Here is a 20,643-nt window from a genome sequence, read left to right on the forward strand (position 1 = left end):
TACCGTAGTAATAACAGATGAAAAATTATAGTATTTACATATTGATTTGTTTTGTATTTGGATGGAACATGCTTTTTTCCCAATCTCAAAATAATGCCTTGAAATTTAACCTGAAAGGAAGGGTTGAGGTAAGGGATACTGGACGCCCAATTTCTGGTGTTTCCGTTTCAAACGATATGGGAGTTTTTGTCGTCACTAATGGCTTGGGCGAGTTTGAGATTACTACAAGAGTTGGAGACCAACTAATCATAGAGCATAATGATATTGAGACGTTATGGTACGATGTGGAGAAAAAAGATGATGTGCTTATTTTGGTGGAAGGCTTTGAGTCTTCGCCTACCAGTAGGTCAAATTCGTTGCCCGATATTGCTTCAAGGCATCAGCAATTATTAGACGCTGCAGAAACTTTTAAGGCAAAAGATATTGAAAAAAGTATTGATCTTGTGGCGCAATCCATTGCTATACTAGGCAAGAGAGGCAGAAAGAAAGAATTAGCACGGTCTCTTTCCAAACTTGGTGAAATCTATCAATATCATAAACAATTAGATTTAGCTATAGATAATTATGAAGATGCGTTAGAGAACAACAAGACGATTTCAACTTCATTATTATTGGGTAGGGCATACAATTTAGTTTCAAGATTTAAAGAGTCTATTGATTTATTAAACCCATTATTAAAAGTAAAAACAATGGTGCCGAACCAGAGTGCCCTGCTTTATGAATTATTGGGCGATGCCAAAAAGGGGGAAGGTAATACCAAAGAGGCTATAGATTTATATAATAGAGGGTTATTGATTGCCGAGAAAAATCAGAATACCTCAAAAATGATCGACTTGAATTCTAAGATAGCCGATACGTATTCTATAGAGAACCAGTCAATGGAGGCTGAAGCCTATTACGGTAATTCATTACAACTAGCTACACAATCCGAGCCAAAACGGGCCTTGCAGGAGAAAGAAAAAGTGGCGGATTTCTACAATACTAAAAGTAGGTTCAACGAAGAAATCAATATGCGTAAAAGTAGTTTGCAAGAACTAAAAAAACTAAATGCGCCAAATGCTGGATTAAAAAAACTTGAACTTGGAGATACGATTACATCACAACGTATAAATTATAAAATTGCAAACGCATATATTTCTCAAGATAAATACAATGAGGCTATTCCCTTTTTGGAAAAAAGTATTGTTGAAGCGGACTCAGATGATGATCTAATCGTTCAGAAAGATGCAACCAGAAAGTTGTCTGAAGTGTATAAAGTGAAAGGTGACTTTACCAAAGCGCTAGACACATATCAAACGTATGTTGCATTGGTAGATTCTCTGTATGTACGCAAAGAACAAGAAATTTCAAGGGCAAATCGGTTTAATAGGGAAATTGCAAGTGCTCAAAACCGACTTACGGGACTGGAGCAGGAACGGGAGCTGTCTCAAAGTAAGTATGAACTCGCTTTAACAGAGCAAGAGTTGGTTAAAGAGAGTAATAAACGTCAGCAGCTGGTAATTTATTCTTTAATATTTGGTCTCTTGCTGACCTTATTGGCCGCGTTCTTCTTTTACCGTAGTAATCAACAACAGAAATTGGCGAATAACCTTTTGGCATTAAAATCGTTGAGATCGCAAATGAATCCGCATTTTATATTCAATGCACTGAATTCAGTTAATAATTTTATATCTAAGAGCGATGAGCGTAGTGCCAATAGATATCTCAGTGATTTTTCTACACTAATGCGCTCTGTACTTGAAAATTCTGAAGAAGATTTTATTCCGCTCGAAAAAGAACTGCAACAATTAGAACTTTATATCAAATTAGAACATTCTCGTTTTGAAGATAAGTTCGATTATCAGATAAATATTGAAGAGAATGTACAAGTGGCCAAGTTTCAAATACCTCCTATGTTATTGCAACCCTACATTGAAAATGCCATTTGGCACGGACTAAGGTATAGAGAGGAAAAAGGAGAACTGTTGGTTACAATAAAAGAAAACAGTACAGATTCTATAATTATAACTATAACAGATAATGGTATAGGAAGAAAGAAATCTGCCGAAATTAAAACCCAGAATCAGCGAAAGCAAAAATCTAAAGGGATGGGTATTATTCAAAAACGTGTCGCTATTTTAAATGATATGTATACTGATAAGGTAGATATTAAAATTTCCGATTTACAATCGGATGGTACAGGAACCAAAGTCCTGTTTATTTTAAAAAGAGAGAAATGAGCCTAAATGCGATTATTGTAGAAGATGAGGCAAATAGTAGGGAGATTCTACGAAATTATATAGCCAAATATTGTACTAGTATTAACTTATTGGGAGAAGCTTCTTCCATAAAAGAAGCTAAGATTTTAATTGAGGCTAATAAGCTTGATCTTGTTTTTTTAGATGTAGAGATGCCTTTTGGTAACGCATTTGATTTGCTTGACCAATTACCCGATAGAACTTTTGAGACCGTTTTTGTTACCGCATATGATCACTATGCAAAAGATGCTTTAAATAATCATGCTGCATATTATTTGACTAAACCGATCAATATAGATGAATTGATAAATGCTGTAGCGTATGTAGAAAATGTTCGTGAAAAGGAAGCAAGTTTAGAAAGTGAAGTGCTCAGTACAAAATCAAATGGAGTAGAGGGGAAATTAACTTTGCCTCAACAAGACGGCTTTCAAGTGCTGAATATCGCTGAAATTTTATATTGCAAAGCAGATGATAACTATACTGAAATTTATTTGTTGAACAAGAAAATCTTGGTAAGTAAAACTTTAAAGTATTTTGAGGATGCCTTGAATGAGTATCCTTTTGCACGTGTACATAAATCTTTTTTGGTGAATGTTAATGAAGTAGTAAAATACAGAAAGGGTAAGGGAGGTAGTGTAGTTATGTCCAACGGAAAAGAGGTAATGGTTTCTGCATCCAAAAAGAAAGAGTTTCTATCTTATTTTAATTAATTGACGAAAATGATAAAAGGCGTTAGAGGTAAAGAACCTAGTATAGGTGAAGATTGTTTTATTGCAGAAAATGCCACCATTGTTGGTGAGGTTAGTATGGGCAAACAATGTAGTGTTTGGTTCAATGCCGTACTTAGGGGCGATGTTCACTATATAAAAATGGGCGATAAGGTAAATGTTCAAGATGGAGCCGTAGTACATTGTACATATTTAAAATCTCCTACAACGATCGGTAACAATGTTTCTATAGGGCATAATGCCATTGTTCACGGTTGTACCATTAATGATAATGTTTTGGTCGGCATGGGGAGTATAATAATGGATGACTGCGTTGTAGAAAGTAACAGTATTATTGCAGCAGGTGCGGTTCTAACTAAAGGAACCCATGTACCATCTGGTAGTATTTTTGCCGGTATGCCAGCAAAGAAAATAAAAGATATTAGTCCTGAGCTAAGTTCTGGTGAAATTAATAGAATTGCAGAGGCTTATACTATGTATTCCGGTTGGTTTAAAGAATAATCATTAACTCAAAAAAGTTTTGGGGTATGGCAATCTAGCTAAAATACGTACTTTTGAGCCACCAAAACTAAAAGTTATGAACGCATATGTTTTTCCTGGGCAAGGTGCTCAATTTGTTGGAATGGGTTTAGATTTATACGAGAAATACCCTATTGCAAAAGAGTTGTTTCTTAAAGCTAATGATATTTTAGGCTTTGAAATTACAGAGGTTATGTTCAATGGTACTGCTGAAGGTTTAAAAGAGACCAAAGTAACCCAGCCTGCCATCTTTTTACATTCTGTAATTCTAAGTAAAGTAATGGGAGATGCATTTAAGCCCGATATGGTTGCGGGTCATTCTTTAGGCGAATTTTCAGCATTGGTTGCTAACAATACTTTAAGTTTTGAAGACGGATTAAAATTGGTTTCTCAACGAGCTTTGGCAATGCAGAAGGCATGTGAGTTAAAGCCGTCGACAATGGCTGCCGTTTTAGGTTTGGAAGATGCCGTGGTAGAAAAAGTTTGCGAAGAAATATCAGGTATTGTGGTAGCTGCAAATTATAACTGCCCTGGGCAATTGGTAATTTCTGGGGAAGTACCAGCTGTAGAAGAAGCTTGCGAAAAATTAAAGGAAGCTGGTGCAAGACGTGCTTTGATGCTACCTGTTGGCGGTGCTTTTCATTCTCCATTAATGGAACCTGCAAGAGAAGAATTGGCTGCCGCAATTGCAAATACGACGTTTTCAACGCCTAGTTGCCCAATATATCAAAATGTACCTACAATTGCGGTGAGCAGTGCAGAGGAGATCAAAAAGAATTTAATGCTACAATTAACGGCCCCGGTAAAATGGACACAAAGTGTACAACAAATGGTTAAGGATGGTACTACGGTGTTTACAGAGATAGGTCCGGGTAAAGTGTTGCAAGGTTTGGTAAGAAAAATTGAGTCTTCAGTAAGTACGCAGTCCCCACAGTTGGCAGAGTAGCTATTGTTTACTTAATATTACCATTTAACCCATAAATCCTTTTTTCAACTGTTTCTGAGCAGTTTACCTTGATTTTTTTGTAATATTGAGACCCTTATTTTTGATTGTGGAATTTAGAACTTTCCCAATTATAGTGTAGGGTAAGATAAAGAATGCTATGAAAATAAGTATATATAATAGTCTTTTGAATTTTCAGAATACTAAACGGTTTAAGCAATTTCTCTTTGTTTTTGGAATACTGTTTTTGGGAGCTTTTTCTCATAATGTTTCAGCACAAACGGTTTCTGTTGAAAATAATCAGAATGCTACAGAAGGTAGTTCAACTCCCGGTAGTTTTTTGGTATCTGTTTCGTCCGGTTTATTTTCTTCTGGTACGATTACAGTATTATATGATGTAGAAATTGGTACGGCTACACCAGGCGCCGACTATGTACAATTAAGTGGAGAGGTTGAAGTAAGTTACAGCGGATTAGCGGGGGGGAGTGCTTTGATCAATGTTTCTACAGAACTTCAAGATTTTTTGGTTGAAGGTTCAGAAACTGTTAGTATAAAGCTAGTAGATGACACAAGCTATGACCTTGGTTCTGATATTGAAGCTACCGTTACTATTGCAGATGATGATGTAGCTACTCTTACTATAGATGATGTGTCCGCGGAAGAAGGTAATAATTTAAATTTTATAGTAAGATCAGATAAAGTTGTTCAATATGATTATGATGTAGAAATTGCCTTTGTTGATATAGATGCTGAAGGTGGAGCTTTTCCTTTTACTGGTACTACAGATTATAATAATGGAACACAAACAGTCACTTTTGTTTCGGGTTCACTTACGCAAAATTTCAATGTTCAAACTCATGATGATACTTTAATTGAGAATGATGAAACTTTTACTGTAGAATTAGAGGCTACTAATGATGCAGTTGATGATACAGCTACTGCTGTTGGTACAATTCTTAATAATGACGTTGCTCAAGTTACTGTTTTGGCAAATAGACCAAGTACCAATGAAGATGGTACAGGAAACAATGGTCGGTTTAGAATTGTAATAAATGAAGAGAACGATACGGGTGGTGACTTAACCGTAGATTATACCATTAGCGGTACAGCTACAGAGGGCGATGATTTTACCATTACCGGCAATGCCAATATACCAAACGGTTCAGATTTCACCAATCTTAACATTGCTCCCATAGATGATGCTTTAATTGAAGGTGATGAAACAGTTGTAATTACGTTGAACAGTATTAATAGTGCACTTTATGAAATTGGAATACCTAATACAGATACTGTTACAATTGTAGATGATGACGCGTATGTTGCGTCTGTCGCTTCAACAGATGCAACAGCCAGAGAGAACCCTCGTGTAGATGGAAAATTTACGGTTAGTTTAAATAGCATAAATAATACAGGTTCTGATATAGAAATAGATTATACACTTAGTGGCTCTGCTACTCCAGGTGATGATTTTGAAACATTAAGTGGTTCGGCAATAATTGAGGATGGGAAAAATGAAGTTGAAATTTTAATAGTTCCAATTAATGACACTGATGTTGAAAATAATGAAACGGTTATTTTAAATATTGTGGCGGGCACTGGTTATGAGGTTGGTTCTCCAAATAGTGGTACAGTTACAATAGTTAGTGATGATATTGATTATGTTGCACAGATTACTACTTCTGATGATACTGCTGCAGAAAGCAATGGTTCGGTTTCTACAGGTGAGTTTACCGTTAGATTAAGTGAGGAGAATAATACTGGGAGTCCAATTATAGTAGGTTTTGATATTGATGGTACAGCAGAAAGCGGAACTGATTATACCGCTAGTAGTACCAATGCGGTAAGTATTCCTAATGAAGAGCAAGAAGCTACAATAATTATCACGCCTATTGATGATCAAATACAGGAAGGTACCGAATTTATTGAAATTACATTGGAAAACGGACCCGGTTATTCATTGGGACCGGTAATAACACAATCGGCTACAGTTGAAATTGAAGATAATGATCAAGCTACATTAACGGTAGAAAATGAATCTATTAATGAAGATGATGCCTCTGGAGAACTTATTTTTGATGTTACCTTAGATTTGGAAGTTGTTGGTGGTACATCTGTATCATATTCATTTTTTGATGATACCGCAGAAGGTGGTGGTGTAGACTATACTGGTAATAATGGATCGCTCACTTTTGACGGTGATGCGGGTGAAATTCAGCAAATTACTGTTCCTATCAATAATGACGCTGTTTTAGAGAATACTGAAACGTTTACACTTCAATTAGGTTTACCTACAAATAATGTACAACGTGCTGAAGGCGGTACTGTCACTGGAACTATACAAGATGATGATAACTGTGTGGCAGCACCTATTTTAGATGAAACTGTTTCAAATATCTATTGTGTGGAGAATGCCGGTGATCCTTTTTCGGCAAATTTATTCGATTACACTTCTAGTACAGCACCCACAGGTACTGTTTTAACATGGAGTAGAGTTTCCAATCCATTGAATACGAATTCTCATTTAACCGTTTCCGAGGCGCAAAATGTTAGTTTACCTGCATCTTACTATGGTTTTTTCTACGATGAAGCTAATGATTGTGCAAGTGGAACAATAGAAGTGCAAATTGTACGTAATGTGTTGCCGCAATTAAACGAAATAAATGATAATGAACGTTGTGGTCCTGGTACACTTTTATTAAGTGTTGAGCCTAGCGATGGCGCATCTGTCAATTGGTTTGATTCCTTAGATGCTGTTACTCCTATTGCTACTGGCGAGACTTTTACCACGCCCTCTTTGAATGCCACCGCAACTTATTATGTTGAGGCTACCGAAAATGGTTGTACCACAGAAAGACAGCCTGTGGTTGCTAGAATTGGTGTGCAGGCTTCGACCGGTACGGCAACAAACGGTTCTATTTGTAATGTAGCGGCAAACGGACTTACTGCTATAGATTTGGATTCAAGACTTTCTGGTGCTGATCCTGGGGTTTGGATTTTTGTATCTGGTCCAGAAACTAACGTGGATATCAGCTCTACTAATGTGGTGGAATTTGAAGGTGCTGCTTCTGGGGCTTATATTTTTAGCTATACCACTACTAATTCAACAGCACCTTGTGAAAATCCAACAGTCGAAGTTACTATCAATGTGAGCGACTGTGAAACCGATGATGATAATGACGGACTCCTAGGTGGTCAAGAAGTGGTTTTGGGAACCGATTCCAACGATCCTGATACCGATGGCGATGGTATTGAAGATGGTGAAGAGGTAGGTGATGATATTGATAATCCATTAGATGAAGATGGCGATGGTATCATTGATGCCTTGGATTCGAATACCGCAGATGCAGATAACGACGGAGTAAACGACCAACAGGATCCTGCAAATAACAATCCGTGTATACCTAATAGATTTAATGGCAGTTGCGATACTGATGGTGATGGCATTTCAGATTTAGATGAACAAACAAACGGTTCGGATCCAGATGATCCGTGTGATCCTGTGGCAACGCCAAATTGCGATGAGCCTATAGATTTGGAAGTTTTGAAATCTGTAGATAATATAGATGCTTTGGTAGGTGATACTGTAGTATTTACCATTTTGGTCACTAACTTATCAGATAGAACGGCTAGGTCTATAGTAATCGGTGACTTATTGGAGCTTGGTTTTATATTTGTTTCGGCAGATTCTCAAGATTATGATGAAATAACCGGTAGTTGGATTATTCCAGAACTTGAAGCGGGTATTTCTACCGAATTGAATATTACGGTAACCGTAGATGAGCAAGGTCCGTATACAAATACTGCTGAATTATTAGAATCTATTCCATCGGATAATAATTCCGAGAATGATGAATCCACAGTAATTTTAAACACTGAAGCCCCAGAGGGAGTTGATTTAAGAATTTCTAAAGAAGCGAGACCAGAAAAGGCTTTGGTTGGCGATGAAGTGGAATTTATTATTAGGGTAACTAATATTTCCAAATCTGATGTAGTAACGGATATTGTGGTTAATGATCAGATACTGGTTGAAAACGGATTTATGTTCGTTTCGGCAGAATCAGATTTTAATGGAGTCTATGATGAAGATACCGGTAATTGGAATATTCCATCACTAGATAGGGAAGAGACTGCAACCTTAAAGATAATAGCTATAGTGCCTTCATTAGGAATGTTTACAAATACGGCGAATATAGTAAGGTCATCTCCTAGAGATAGTAATACACTCAATAATGAAGCAACGGTTGAGGTTGAAGTGATTGAAAAAAGTCCTGCAGACCCAGGCTTCCTGTTCAACCAATTTTCTCCCAATGGAAATAACCAGAATGAGGTGTTACGAATTAATAGAACTTTGACCGATCCAGAAACTGGTGCACAGGTTGAAGTGGATCTGCAGTATAAAATTAAAATTTACGATCGTTACGGTAACCTTGTTTTTGAAACCGAAAAAGTAAATGATGCCGATGTTTGGGACGGTACCTATAAAGGAAAAGAAGTGCCAAAAGGAACGTATTTTTATATTATGAACTATAGTGTTAATAACGGACCTGAAACATTGGATAAAGGTTGGATACAGCTTATTAGATAAAATATATTATGGATTATAACTTTTATAAACCGAGTTATACTATTGCTCTTGTACTATTTTCTCTGTTAAGCTTTAACGCGTTTGCACAGAAAGAACCACAGTATACTCAGTACATGTACAATATTGGCAGCTTTAACCCTGCATATGTTGGTACGGTAGAAAACCCTGAATTTTCAGGCTTGTACAGGGCTCAATGGATAAATGTACCTGGTGCACCACGTACATTTCGTTTTGGGGCGAACCTCCCTTTTCAAAATGAAAAAGTTGGTTTGGGTATTAATATTGTAAATGATGAATTAGGACCAACTACACAAACCTATGCAGATATCTCTTACTCATACCAGATCATGGTTACGGATGAGACAAAATTATCCTTTGGTATCGATGCTGGTGGTTCATTTCTAAATGTAGATTTTTCTAAAGGTACCTTCGAAAATCCTGGGGAAAATCTGAATGAAGAAATGTTGAGTAAATTTTACCCAACGGTAGGTGCCGGTGCATTTTTGTATGCTGAAGATTGGTACTTAGGTGCTTCGGTTCCTAATTTTTTGACAGAAGGGGTATATAATGATGAGGTTGCATCAATTGTAGAAGACAAACTTCAATTTAATTTTATTGGGGGATATGTGTTCGAGCTTTCTGATAATTTAAAATTTAAACCAGCCTTTTTGGTCAATACTATTTCGGGTTCACCTGTAAACGTAAATTTATCGGGTAACTTCTTAATTGCAGATGTGTTTACCGCTGGTGCTTCCTATCGTTTAGATAATGCATTTAGTGGATTGGCAGGCTTTCAAATATCTAACCAATTATTTGCTGGTTATTCCTATGATTACAATACAAATTTGCTAGGAGAATTTAATAATGGTTCTCATGAAATAATATTAAAATTCTATCTAGGTAGAACAGGAGCTGCAAAATCTAAAGGAAGTGGTGATAAGAATGCTAAAGGAAAGCCTAAACAAGTAGATTCACCCAGATTCTTTTAAATAGAACTATAATGAAATTTAAATTTATCATATCATTTCTGGTTTTTATACCACTTTTGACTTTTGCCCAAAATAAAAAGTCTAAAGCTGATAATCTGTTTTATGGCTATCAATACCAACAGGCAATTACAGAGTATAAAAAGGAAATGGAGAAAAATCCATTGACCAACCATCAATTGTTGAACCTTGCAGATTCTTATTTCAGTACAGGTAGCTTTGATAATGCCTCAGAACTTTATTTAGAAGTCAATAAGAATGACACTATTATGTCTGTGAATAGGTTTAATAAAATGTTACAAAGCTTATCAAAGATTTCTGAACGAGATAGGGTAAAAACTTTTCTTAGGTCTAAAGCGGATAAATTATCTCCAGAACTTTTAGAAAACGCAGAGTTCAATTATAGTTTATTGGAAATCCCGAATAAAAATGATAACAATATTATTCGTGATTTAGGCATCAATAGTCCTCAAGGAGATTTCTCTCCGGCTTTTTACAAAAATGGTATTCTGTTTAGTAGTAGTAGGTCTAGAAATTCTAAAAACGTTTACGAACCTACTGGAGAATCGTATTTAGACATCTATTTTGCTAGAATAAATTCTTCAAATGCCTTGGTAGATGTTGAAGCTTTTAAAGAAATACCGGCTACTGAATTTCACAAATCTACACCGTATTACTCTTCTAAACTTTCTACATTTTTTTATATTCTTTCTAATACTGAAGATGGTGAATTACGATATGATGAGAATGGTAAAAATGCATTGGCAATTGGTACACTTTCAGAAAATGGTAGGTTTAGGTTTATCTTAAAAGATTTAAGTACGTCTTTTTACTATCCATTTTTTGACGATACGACCGAACGCTTATACTTTGCAGCGAATTTTGATGATAGTTATGGTGGTACAGATCTTTATTACGTTTACACTAATAACGGACAGATTATGTCCGCACCTATTAATTTAGGACCTAGGATCAATTCCCCCGGTAATGAAATAGCACCATATATTTTTGATGGCAGTCTTTATTTTTCTTCCGATGTATTTTATGGTCTAGGTGGAATGGATATCTATAAATCTAACATATTGGCTGATGAAGCCTATACCATACCGGTTAACTTAGGCGAGGGTATCAACTCTAAATCAGACGATTTTGGATTTATCATTGAAAGGTCTAAAGATGATGATGGATTATCAGGTTTTTTTGCTTCCAATAGAAAAGGAGGAAAGGGCGGAGATGATCTTTATGCGTTCGAGCTTGATGAAACACCAGGTTTGAAGACTTTTGCGCTTGGGGGCAAAGTGGTAAACCTAAGAAATAAAGCAGGATTACAAGGGGCTCAAGTACGATTGTTAAATCAACAGGGAGATATTTTAAAAGAAGTGGTTTCTGGTGTAGATGGAAGCTTTAGAATTGAAATTCCTTGGATGTCTCAAGTAACCATACAAGCAATGAGCGACGGTTATTCTATTTTCTCAACTACGTACTCAGAAGAGGGTATGAAAGAAATTCAGAATACGGCCTATAACATGGGCTTGGCAAAAATGGAAGATTTAATTACCGAAAAAGAAGAGAAAACTGTACTTAAGCTTAAGAAGTTTTACTTTGATAAAGGGAAATCTACTATGAATGCTCAGGTAGAAACAGAGTTGAAAAAAGTAATTGATGCGGTAGAGCGTTTTCCACAAATTAGGTTAAGAATTGAATCTTACACAGATAGTAGAGGTAGTAGCTCGTATAATAAGAGATTGTCACAAGATAGAGCAAATACCATTAAGCAATATTTGTTAAGTAACGGTTTAAATTCGCATAACATCATTGAAGCTATCGGTTATGGGGAGGAGAAAATAGTAAATAATTGTACTAACGGTGCATATTGCCTAGATTTCCTTCATAAGCAGAATGAACGTACACTATTTGTGGTTGAATAAGATTTGCCTGTTTTTCTAGTTACTATAGAATGATTATATAGAAATAGTAAAGAGCAAAACAGGTTAAAAATAATATTCCTGCATAAGTCAATAACTTTAGTTGTCTGTTAGGCCAAAATTGAGAATCTAGATCGTTACTGGTTACGTTTTTCAAATTCATATACCCGACTATTGGCGCTACAATGAACGAAACAAATGTTGCCAAAGCGACCAAATCTCCCATATTAGCACTGAAAGCAGCAATTACAACAAAATTAATAATTGTTAAAAGGAGTACTCCCGTGGCGTATGCATTCCTGGTGCTATACCACTTGGTTTGCGGTTTTAGTAAAGAGATAATGTCGAGGCTCACCCTTGCCAATGCATCATGTGCGGTCATGCATGTGCTGAACATCGTGGCAAAGGCAGATATGGCGATAAAGAGATATGCCCAAGTGCCTATATGCTCGGTAAATAAACGCACGACTTGATCCGCAAAACTAACGGCGTTATTGCTTAGGTGGGTGTTGGTGCCATATAAGGTATACCAACCTATAACCATAAAAAATATAGCTAAAATTGCCGTTATGATATAGCCTATATTAAATTCTTGTAATGACTCTTTTAAACTTGGCTTATCTTGAGTTTTCCATTTTTCTATACTCCATAAACTAATCCAACTAGAGGCTTCAACAGTGGTGGGCATCCAACCAATTAATCCTATTAAAAAAAGAATTCCGACATCATTAAAAATAGGTAGTGGTTTAAAATCGGCTATATGTTCAACCGGTCCTTTTAAAAGAACTAACACGGTTGTAACCAGTAATGCAATAAACAGAATGCTAATTACGAACTTTAGGCTAATTTCCAGAAATTTGTATTTCCCTAAAATTAGAAGTGCGCTTATAATTAAGAATAGACACAGCGCAACTATAGCTATAGAACTATGCCCTATATTGAATAGATTGATGAATAACCCTGCGGTTACGGTATATAATGCTGCTAAGATGGTAAATGTGGTAACAAATGTTATGATGGCATAAAACCATAAATAGCCTTTTCCTCTGTTGAGATAGCCTTCTATAAGTGTTTTGTTGGTAACATTGGTATACCTTACCCCAAACTCAAAAAAGGGATATTTTAAAACATTAGCCAATATGATAGGTATAATCATTAGCCAGCCATATTGGGCACCTGCTTTTGTGGACAAAACAAGGTGAGAGGTACCTATGGCCATGCTGGCAAACAAAATTCCGGGACCTAAATTTTTAAGTATAGTTTTAAAATTGAACATTGCAGATACGTTTGGTTGGTAACCTTAAATGTAATCTATTTTATTTCTACAGTAGTTCCGTAGAATTTGGGTTGGGTATTCAACAGCATATCAATAAATACTTTTACGCGCGCCAAATATTCTCTTAACTGCACTTTTAAACCTTGGCTGGTAGAAACATCTTGAGCGTTGAAGCCAATGGCATTTAAGCCTTTTTGTTTGGCAATATAAATGGCCCTTTCATTGTGGAATTTTTGAGAAATAACGGTTACATCATCTAAACCAAAAATAAACTTTGCCCTAAACATGGAATCTAAAGTTCTAAAACCTGCATAGTCCAAGAAAATTACATGTTCGGGAATACCGGCTTTAACCAGGTCTTTTTTAAAAGTATCGGGTTCATTATAGTAAATACTGCCATTGTCACCGCTAACCAGTATAAATTCAATTTTACCGGCATTGTATAACGCTTTGGTGGCATCTATACGATAAGTGTAGTAAGGGTTTGGTGAGCCATTGGTTAATTTGTTGGAAGTGCCTAAAACTAAACCTACCCTGTTCTTGGGTGTTGATGAAATGTCTGTAAATGTTTTTCCATCGGCGGTACTTGAAATAATGATGTTACATGCGAAAATGATCAGTACCAGTAGTATTAAAAGTAATCCGAATATTTTAAGAATCTTTTTTAGCATGTAGACTATTTCAATACTAAAGTTAGTAAATAACTTGTGACTTGAATTTGTAAAGTGAATAAAATAAAAAACCCCTGAAATCAATTGATTTCAGGGGTTTGTGGTACTCGAGGCGGGACTTGAACCCGCACGCCCCAAAGAGCACAGGATTTTAAGTCCGGCGTGTCTACCAATTCCACCACTCGAGCATACTTGGTTTTATGAAAAATGTTTTTAACTAACATTTTGCTGAGCGAAAAACGGGATTCGAACCCGCGACCTCCACCTTGGCAAGGTGGCGCTCTACCAGCTGAGCTATTTTCGCAAGTTAATGAACGTGCAACTGTTTCCAGATGCGGGTGCAAATTTAATACAATTCTGTAAATGTCAAAGTAAAAAAGTGTAAAAGAATTAAATATTTTAAGATGTCGCCTTTTTGTCCTTGGTTAACAGACGTTTAATCTCATTTAATTTCATTAAAGCCTCTACAGGGGTAAGTGTATCTATATCCAAATGTGTTATTTCCTCCTTTATTTCCTCTAACAACGGATCATCTAAATTGAAAAAACTTAGTTGCATTTCATCGGCATCGCTCATGAGTTTTTCTCCCACCTCTTCGCTGACATGTTTGTTTTCCAATTTTTTTAAAATCTTGTTTGCCTTTTGAATTACTTGTTGTGGCATGCCCGCCATTTTTGCTACGTGTATACCAAAGCTATGTTCGCTGCCGCCAGGTATTAGCTTTCTTAAGAAAAGTACGTTGTCTTTTAATTCTTTTATGGCTACGTTGAAATTCTTTATTCTATCAAAGGTATTGGTCATTTCATTTAGCTCATGGTAATGTGTGGCAAACATGGTTTTTGCCCTCGCCGGATGCTCATGTAAATATTCAGATATGGCCCACGCTATAGAAATACCGTCATAGGTACTGGTGCCACGACCAATTTCATCTAATAATACGAGGCTACGCTCAGACAAATTATTTAGAATAGATGCTGTTTCGTTCATTTCTACCATAAATGTAGATTCGCCCATTGAAATGTTATCACTAGCGCCTACACGGGTAAATATTTTATCTACCACACCAATTTTTGCCGTTTCGGCGGGAACAAAACTTCCCATTTGAGCCAATAGTACAATCAATGCCGTTTGCCTCAATAGAGCAGATTTACCACTCATGTTTGGTCCTGTGATCATTATGAATTGTTGGTTAGACCTGTCTAGCTGTAAATCGTTTGCAATGTACTGTTCACCTAATGGCAATTGTTTTTCAATGACCGGGTGCCTACCTTCTGTAATCTGCAAATCTGTTGAGTCGTTCAATGCAGGGCAATTGTAACTGTTTTCTTTTGCCAATTGCGCAAATCCGCAAAGGCAGTCTAACTGGGCAACTAAATGCGCGTTGTTTTGTACCGGTGTAATATATTCTTGCATCCACACCACTAATTGTGAGAAGAGTTGCTGTTCTAAGGTTAAGATACGGTCTTCTGCACCTAAAATCTTGGCTTCATACTCTTTGAGTTCATCGGTAATGTATCGCTCTGCATTTACTAAGGTTTGTTTACGTGTCCAGCTTTCTGGTACTTTGTCCTTATGCGTATTTCTTACTTCTATATAATACCCAAAAACATTGTTTGATGCTATTTTGAGCGAGGTTATGCCGGTTGCGGCCGTTTCCCTCTCCAGCATATCGTTTAGATAATTTTTGCCAGATGTTGCCAATCCTCTTAGCTCATCTAATTCTTCCGAAAAACCTTGTGCTATAGTGCTACCTTTTAAAATATTTACAGGTGCTTCTTCACTTAGCATTTCCTTGATTTTTGCCCTTAAAAGATCGCAAGACTGTATTTGGTCACCTGTAAGAGCCAATGACTCATTTTTAGATGATGTGGCCAATTGCTTTATGGGAATTAAGGCTTCAAGTGAATTCTTTAATTGTACAACCTCTTTTGGGTTTACCTTGCCAGTAGCTACTTTAGAAATTAAACGTTCAATATCACCCATTTGTTTAATATGGTGCTGAAACTTTTCTAAGGTAACCTCATCTTGGTATAGATAGGAAACGATTTGTTGTCTCCTTTTAATTTTTTCTAAATTCTTAAGTGGTAGCGCCAACCATCTTTTGATCATTCTGCCACCCATTGGTGAAATGGTTTTGTCTATGACATCTAAAAGGGTAACGGCATTTACATTGGTAGAATGATAGAGTTCAAGGTTTTTAATGGTAAACCTATCCATCCATATATAATCATCTTCGGCAATACGCTGTAATTTTGATATATGTTGTAATTGCCTGTGTTGGGTTTCGCCCAAATAATGTAAAACAACACCCGATGCAATAATTCCACAGCTTAAATGATCTACGCCAAAACCTTTTAAGGTATTTGTGTTAAAATGAGAGGTTAAATTCTCTAAGGCATAATCTTCTTGAAAAACCCAATCTTCTAAATAAAATAAATGGTGGTTTTTACCGAATACTTCTAAGAACTCTTTTTTATGAGCTTTTGAAATTAAGATTTCGTTTGGTGAAAAATTCTGTATTAACTTATCAATCTGTTCTTCGCTTCCTTCAGAGGTTAAAAATTCTCCAGTTGAAATATCAATGAAAGAAATCCCGATTTTTTTCCGTCCAAAATGAATGGCGCAAAGAAAATTATTGGTTTTTGAGTTTAAGATATCATCGTTCATTGCTACCCCGGGTGTAACCAGTTCGGTAACCCCTCTTTTTACAATGGTTTTGGTCTGCTTAGGGTCTTCAAGTTGATCGCAAATTGCAACTCGTTGCCCCGCTTTCACCAATTTAGGTAAGTAAGTGTTAAGCGAATGGTGTGGAAAACCTGCCAATTCGGTGCGTTCTCCGCCATTATTTCTATTGGTTAGAATTATGCCCAGTATACGTGAAGCTTTTACCGCATCTTCACCAAAAGTTTCATAAAAATCACCTACTCTAAACAGCAATAATGCATCAGGATATTTAGTCTTGATGGTATTGTATTGCTTCATTAAAGGGGTTACCTTTTTTGTTTTGCTTTTTCCCGCCACTTTATCTTTATCTCATTAATTTTGCTCCTTCACGAAAATATGGTTTTATCACTGAAATTTTAATCATTGTTGATATTTGAGGATAAGTTTGTACCCATATTGTACTAATGAAATTGAATAAGGATTATGAGGAAATTAAGAAATGATGAACTGGGAAGAATAGATGTGGAAGGATATAAGCTCGCCGGTAAATCGCCAATTATAATTGTACTTGATAATATTAGAAGTTTAAATAATATTGGTTCCGTTTTTAGAACTGCGGATGCCTTTCTTGTAGAAAAGATTTATTTGTGCGGTATTACCGCTACTCCTCCTCATAAAGATATACATAAAACTGCTTTGGGTGCTACCGATAGTGTAGATTGGGAGCATGTTCCAGAAACGATTACATTGGTCGAAAGGCTAAAAAATGAAGGCTGCCATGTTATTTCTGTGGAACAGGCAGAAAATGCTACCCAGCTAAATGACTATGCACCCATAAATGAAAAAAAGCAAGTACTTGTTTTTGGTAATGAGGTTAAGGGCGTAACGCAAAACGTTGTTTCTGCCAGTGATCAAGTTTTAGAGATACCTCAATTTGGTACTAAACATTCCTTGAATATTTCGGTCAGTGTCGGTATTGTGATTTGGGATTGTTGGAGTAAAATTAACGCATAAAAAAACCTGATCATAGACCAGGTTTTTAAGTATAGTTTGAGTTAGTTAGTCGCACGTATGCCTTCACAATAAAAGATTTTCTTTTCATTTACGCAAGAAATCATGCAATTTATTATTGATATAAATTGGATAGGGCAAAGTCTTCGATCTTGGTTAAAACGGTTTCATAATCACTTTTTCGGCTCACGAAATCTAACTCGCTAACATCCATAATTAGTTGGTTCTCTTTGGGGTAAGTTCGCAAAAAGTCAAAGTAACCTCTATTGATTTTCTCTAGATAGGATAGCTCTATATTCTGCTCGTAATCTCTACCTCGTTGTTTAATTTGTTGTAATAACCGTTCTGTAGTTTGGTATAGATAAACGTAAATTTTTGGCTTTTTAACTTCTTTGTACATAAAATTGAACACTTTTCTGTAAAGGTCAAATTCGTTTTGTTGAAGGGTTACTTTAGCAAAAATCAAAGATTTATAAATATCGTAATCACTGACCATAAAACTTTTAAAAAGGTCTAGCTGGTTGGTGTCTTCTGTAAATTGTTGATAACGATCTGCTAAAAATGACATTTCTAAAGGAAAAGCATATCTAGATTGGTCGATATAAAAGTTTGGTAAAAACGGATTTTCGGCAAATCTTTCTAAAATCAACTTTGCATTGAAATCATCTGCAATTTTGGTGGCAAGGGTTGTTTTTCCTGCTCCAATGTTACCTTCAATTGCAACATATTGCAAACTGGCAAAAAAGGTATGTCTGTTTTTGAACAGTCTTTGTATTTGTTTGGTAATGCTGCTTTTATCTTTGCACTCCTGTAATAAGTTTCGCGTATCCTTGTTAAAAATAGGGTGGTAGAATTGCGGCGATATATCAGCAAGTGGTTTTAAGATAAATTTTCTCTCTTGCATTTTTGGGTGCGGTATGGTAAGCGCATCAGTATTTATAACCTCTTTGTCATAATAAATAATGTCAATGTCCAAAGTTCTACTCTGGTAACTTTCACTATGGTTTCTTTCTCTTCCAAAGGCGGTTTCAATATCCAATAGTTCTTTTAGAAGGTCATTAGGTGACAGTAAGGTTTGTAGTTCTAAACACGCATTTAGGAAATCTTCGCCTTCAAAACCCCATGACGGGGTCTTATAAGTGGCAGATACTTGTCTAATTTCACCTGCAACTTTGCCTATTTCAAAGATGGCTTTTTGTAATAATAGTTGACGGTTGCCTAAATTGCTTCCTATAGATAATAATGCTGTTTTGTATACTCCCATAATCTTAGAACAAAATAACTAAAACATATTCACATTAGTTATCTTTGTTAACTATTTAAAATAAAGATTTAAATGAAATTTTTAAGAAATTTTCTAGCGTCCATTTTAGGCTCCTTGTTTGCCTTCGGAATCATGTTCGTAATGTTTTTGATTTTCGTAAGCCTTGTTAGTAGTAGTGAAGACACTGTTTCTGTTAAGGATAACTCTATTCTTGAACTGCAACTTCAAAGACCTATTTCTGATTATACAGGTAGTAATGAGCTTGATCCATTTGCAGGTATATTCGATGAGTCGCAAGGATTGGATGAAATTATACATGCTATAGAGGTGGCCAAAAATGATGACCGTATAAAGGGTATTAGTATAAATAATAATTTCATTATTGCTGGTTTGGCACAAACTCAGGCAATTAGAAAATCACTTGAAGATTTTAAGGCAGAAGGGAAGTTCATTTATGCGTATGCAGATTTTTTCATGCAACGTGATTATTATTTGGCTAGTGTTGCCGATTCTGTTTTTATAAATCCGGTTGGGGTATTAGATTTTAAAGGATTGTCAACAGAGGTGCTTTACTATAAAGAACTCCAAGAGAAATCTGGTATTAAGATGGAGGTTATTCGCCATGGTAAGTATAAAAGTGCGGTTGAGCCATATTTAGAGGATACAATGAGTGAAGCAAATAGAAGTCAATTGACTTCATTATTGCAATCTTTATGGAACTCAATGGTGACGGATATGTCTGAAACCAGATCTATTTCTGAATCTGACCTAAACATAATTGCAGATACATTAGGCGGCAGAACTCCTAAGTTTGCAAAATTGTCTGGATTGGTAGATGATGTTGTTTTTTATGATGAATATGAAAACAAATTGGCAAATGCATTACAATTAAAGAAAGATGAGAAAATTAATTATAGCACTTTAGATGACTACGTAAAGTACTCTAATAAAAAGACACTGAAATCCGGTGATGATAAAATTGCGGTAGTTTTTGCGCAGGGAGAAATATTTTACGGTGAAGGTGGTCCTAATATTATAGGTCAGGGTATCATTAACGAAGCTTTGATAAAAGCTCGTGAAGATGATAAGGTTAAGGCGATTGTATTGCGGGTTAACTCTCCTGGAGGTAGTGCATTAACTTCCGATATTATTTGGAGAGAAGTAGAATTGACAAAAAAGGAGAAACCAGTCATCGTTTCTATGGGAAATGTAGCTGCCTCTGGCGGGTATTATATTGCTGCCGGTGCTAATAAAATTTACGCTGAACCTACTACTATAACGGGTTCAATAGGTGTATTCGGTACAGTGCCCAATTTAACCGAGTTGGCAGATAATGTAGGTATAAATGCAGAACAGGTCGGCACTAATAAAAACGCTGTGGAATATTCTCTTTTTGAGCCAATGCAAGATAGTTTTAAAAACCAGGTTCAAGAGAGTATTGAAGAGACTTATGAGACTTTTCTGCAAAGGGTTTCGCAAGGTAGAGGTATGACAATGGCACAGGTAGATAGTGTTGCTCAAGGTAGAGTTTGGAGTGGTACAGAGGCATTGGAGATTGGTCTGGTAGATGAATTGGGTAATTTAGATGATGCTATTGCCGCTGCTGCAGAAATGGCTGAGTTAAGTGCATATGGCGTTAAGAAATTTCCGAAGTATAAAAGCGGATTTGAGCGTTTTATGGAAGATCTTGAAGGTGCAAGTGTAAGGGTTAAAGAAAATCTGTTAAAAGATGAGATAGGGGAAGAGGCTTACCAAGTTCTTAAGGAACTTAAATCTCTAAAAAAGCAAAGTGGAATACAAGCTAAAATGCCGTTTGCTTTAGATATTAAATAAG

13 protein-coding genes and 2 tRNA genes are annotated in these 20,643 nt (G+C 36.1%); 9 read left to right on the forward strand and 6 right to left on the reverse strand.

What is annotated here, in order from left to right; all coding sequences use genetic code 11:
- Positions 1 to 98: 98 nt before the first annotated feature.
- The 7 genes from DCS95_RS08320 to DCS95_RS08350 all read left to right on the forward strand — a co-directional run bounded on the left by DCS95_RS08320 (position 99) and on the right by DCS95_RS08350 (position 11,926).
- A complete protein-coding gene (locus DCS95_RS08320; RefSeq protein ID WP_244178422.1) occupies positions 99 to 2,219 on the forward strand; it encodes a histidine kinase in 2,121 nt (706 codons plus the stop codon).
- Complete coding sequence (locus tag DCS95_RS08325; RefSeq protein WP_116770350.1) at positions 2,216 to 2,947, forward strand: LytR/AlgR family response regulator transcription factor; 732 nt, start codon at positions 2,216 to 2,218, stop codon at positions 2,945 to 2,947. The genes DCS95_RS08320 and DCS95_RS08325 overlap by 4 nt, the downstream gene beginning before the upstream one ends.
- A gap of 9 nt (positions 2,948 to 2,956) precedes the next feature.
- Positions 2,957 to 3,466 (forward strand): gamma carbonic anhydrase family protein, encoded by a 510-nt coding sequence (locus DCS95_RS08330; RefSeq protein WP_116770351.1) that lies wholly within the window; start codon positions 2,957 to 2,959, stop codon positions 3,464 to 3,466.
- A gap of 76 nt (positions 3,467 to 3,542) precedes the next feature.
- Positions 3,543 to 4,430: an ACP S-malonyltransferase gene (fabD, locus tag DCS95_RS08335; RefSeq protein ID WP_116770352.1), complete on the forward strand. Its 888-nt coding sequence runs from the start codon at positions 3,543 to 3,545 to the stop codon at positions 4,428 to 4,430.
- Between the two features lie 157 nt (positions 4,431 to 4,587).
- Positions 4,588 to 9,012: a Calx-beta domain-containing protein gene (locus DCS95_RS08340; RefSeq protein WP_116770353.1), complete on the forward strand. Its 4,425-nt coding sequence runs from the start codon at positions 4,588 to 4,590 to the stop codon at positions 9,010 to 9,012.
- A gap of 8 nt (positions 9,013 to 9,020) precedes the next feature.
- On the forward strand, positions 9,021 to 10,001 hold the full coding sequence (locus tag DCS95_RS08345; RefSeq protein ID WP_116770354.1) for a PorP/SprF family type IX secretion system membrane protein: 981 nt from the start codon (positions 9,021 to 9,023) through the stop codon (positions 9,999 to 10,001).
- An 11-nt stretch (positions 10,002 to 10,012) separates the two neighbouring features.
- Positions 10,013 to 11,926, forward strand: a complete 1,914-nt coding sequence (locus DCS95_RS08350) for an OmpA family protein (protein WP_116770355.1) — start codon at positions 10,013 to 10,015, stop codon at positions 11,924 to 11,926.
- Positions 11,927 to 11,948: 22 nt separating this feature from the next.
- Here the strand turns inward: DCS95_RS08350 and DCS95_RS08355 are convergent, their stop codons facing one another.
- The 5 genes from DCS95_RS08355 to mutS all read right to left on the reverse strand — a co-directional run bounded on the left by DCS95_RS08355 (position 11,949) and on the right by mutS (position 16,852).
- Positions 11,949 to 13,199, reverse strand: a complete 1,251-nt coding sequence (locus DCS95_RS08355) for an NRAMP family divalent metal transporter (protein WP_116770356.1) — start codon at positions 13,197 to 13,199, stop codon at positions 11,949 to 11,951.
- Positions 13,200 to 13,234: 35 nt separating this feature from the next.
- Positions 13,235 to 13,870 carry a SanA/YdcF family protein gene (locus DCS95_RS08360; protein WP_116770357.1) on the reverse strand — a complete coding sequence of 212 codons (636 nt, stop codon included), beginning with the start codon at positions 13,868 to 13,870 and terminating at the stop codon, positions 13,235 to 13,237.
- Positions 13,871 to 13,971: 101 nt separating this feature from the next.
- Positions 13,972 to 14,058 (reverse strand) — tRNA-Leu (locus tag DCS95_RS08365).
- A gap of 43 nt (positions 14,059 to 14,101) precedes the next feature.
- A tRNA-Gly gene (locus DCS95_RS08370) sits at positions 14,102 to 14,174 on the reverse strand.
- Between the two features lie 95 nt (positions 14,175 to 14,269).
- Positions 14,270 to 16,852: a DNA mismatch repair protein MutS gene (gene mutS / locus DCS95_RS08375; RefSeq protein ID WP_116770918.1), complete on the reverse strand. Its 2,583-nt coding sequence runs from the start codon at positions 16,850 to 16,852 to the stop codon at positions 14,270 to 14,272.
- Positions 16,853 to 17,017: 165 nt separating this feature from the next.
- Here mutS and DCS95_RS08380 point away from each other — a divergent pair, with 165 nt between their 5' ends.
- Positions 17,018 to 17,548 carry an RNA methyltransferase gene (locus DCS95_RS08380; RefSeq protein ID WP_116770358.1) on the forward strand — a complete coding sequence of 177 codons (531 nt, stop codon included), beginning with the start codon at positions 17,018 to 17,020 and terminating at the stop codon, positions 17,546 to 17,548.
- Between the two features lie 112 nt (positions 17,549 to 17,660).
- Here DCS95_RS08380 and folK read toward each other — a convergent pair whose 3' ends face one another.
- Positions 17,661 to 18,809, reverse strand: a complete 1,149-nt coding sequence (gene folK, locus DCS95_RS08385) for a 2-amino-4-hydroxy-6-hydroxymethyldihydropteridine diphosphokinase (RefSeq protein WP_116770359.1) — start codon at positions 18,807 to 18,809, stop codon at positions 17,661 to 17,663.
- A 72-nt stretch (positions 18,810 to 18,881) separates the two neighbouring features.
- Here folK and sppA point away from each other — a divergent pair, with 72 nt between their 5' ends.
- Positions 18,882 to 20,642 (forward strand): signal peptide peptidase SppA, encoded by a 1,761-nt coding sequence (sppA, locus tag DCS95_RS08390; protein WP_116770360.1) that lies wholly within the window; start codon positions 18,882 to 18,884, stop codon positions 20,640 to 20,642.
- Position 20,643 lies beyond the last annotated feature (1 nt).

This window comes from Maribacter litoralis (assembly GCF_003075045.1).
In the GTDB taxonomy this organism is placed as follows: Bacteria; Bacteroidota; Bacteroidia; order Flavobacteriales; family Flavobacteriaceae; genus Maribacter; species Maribacter litoralis.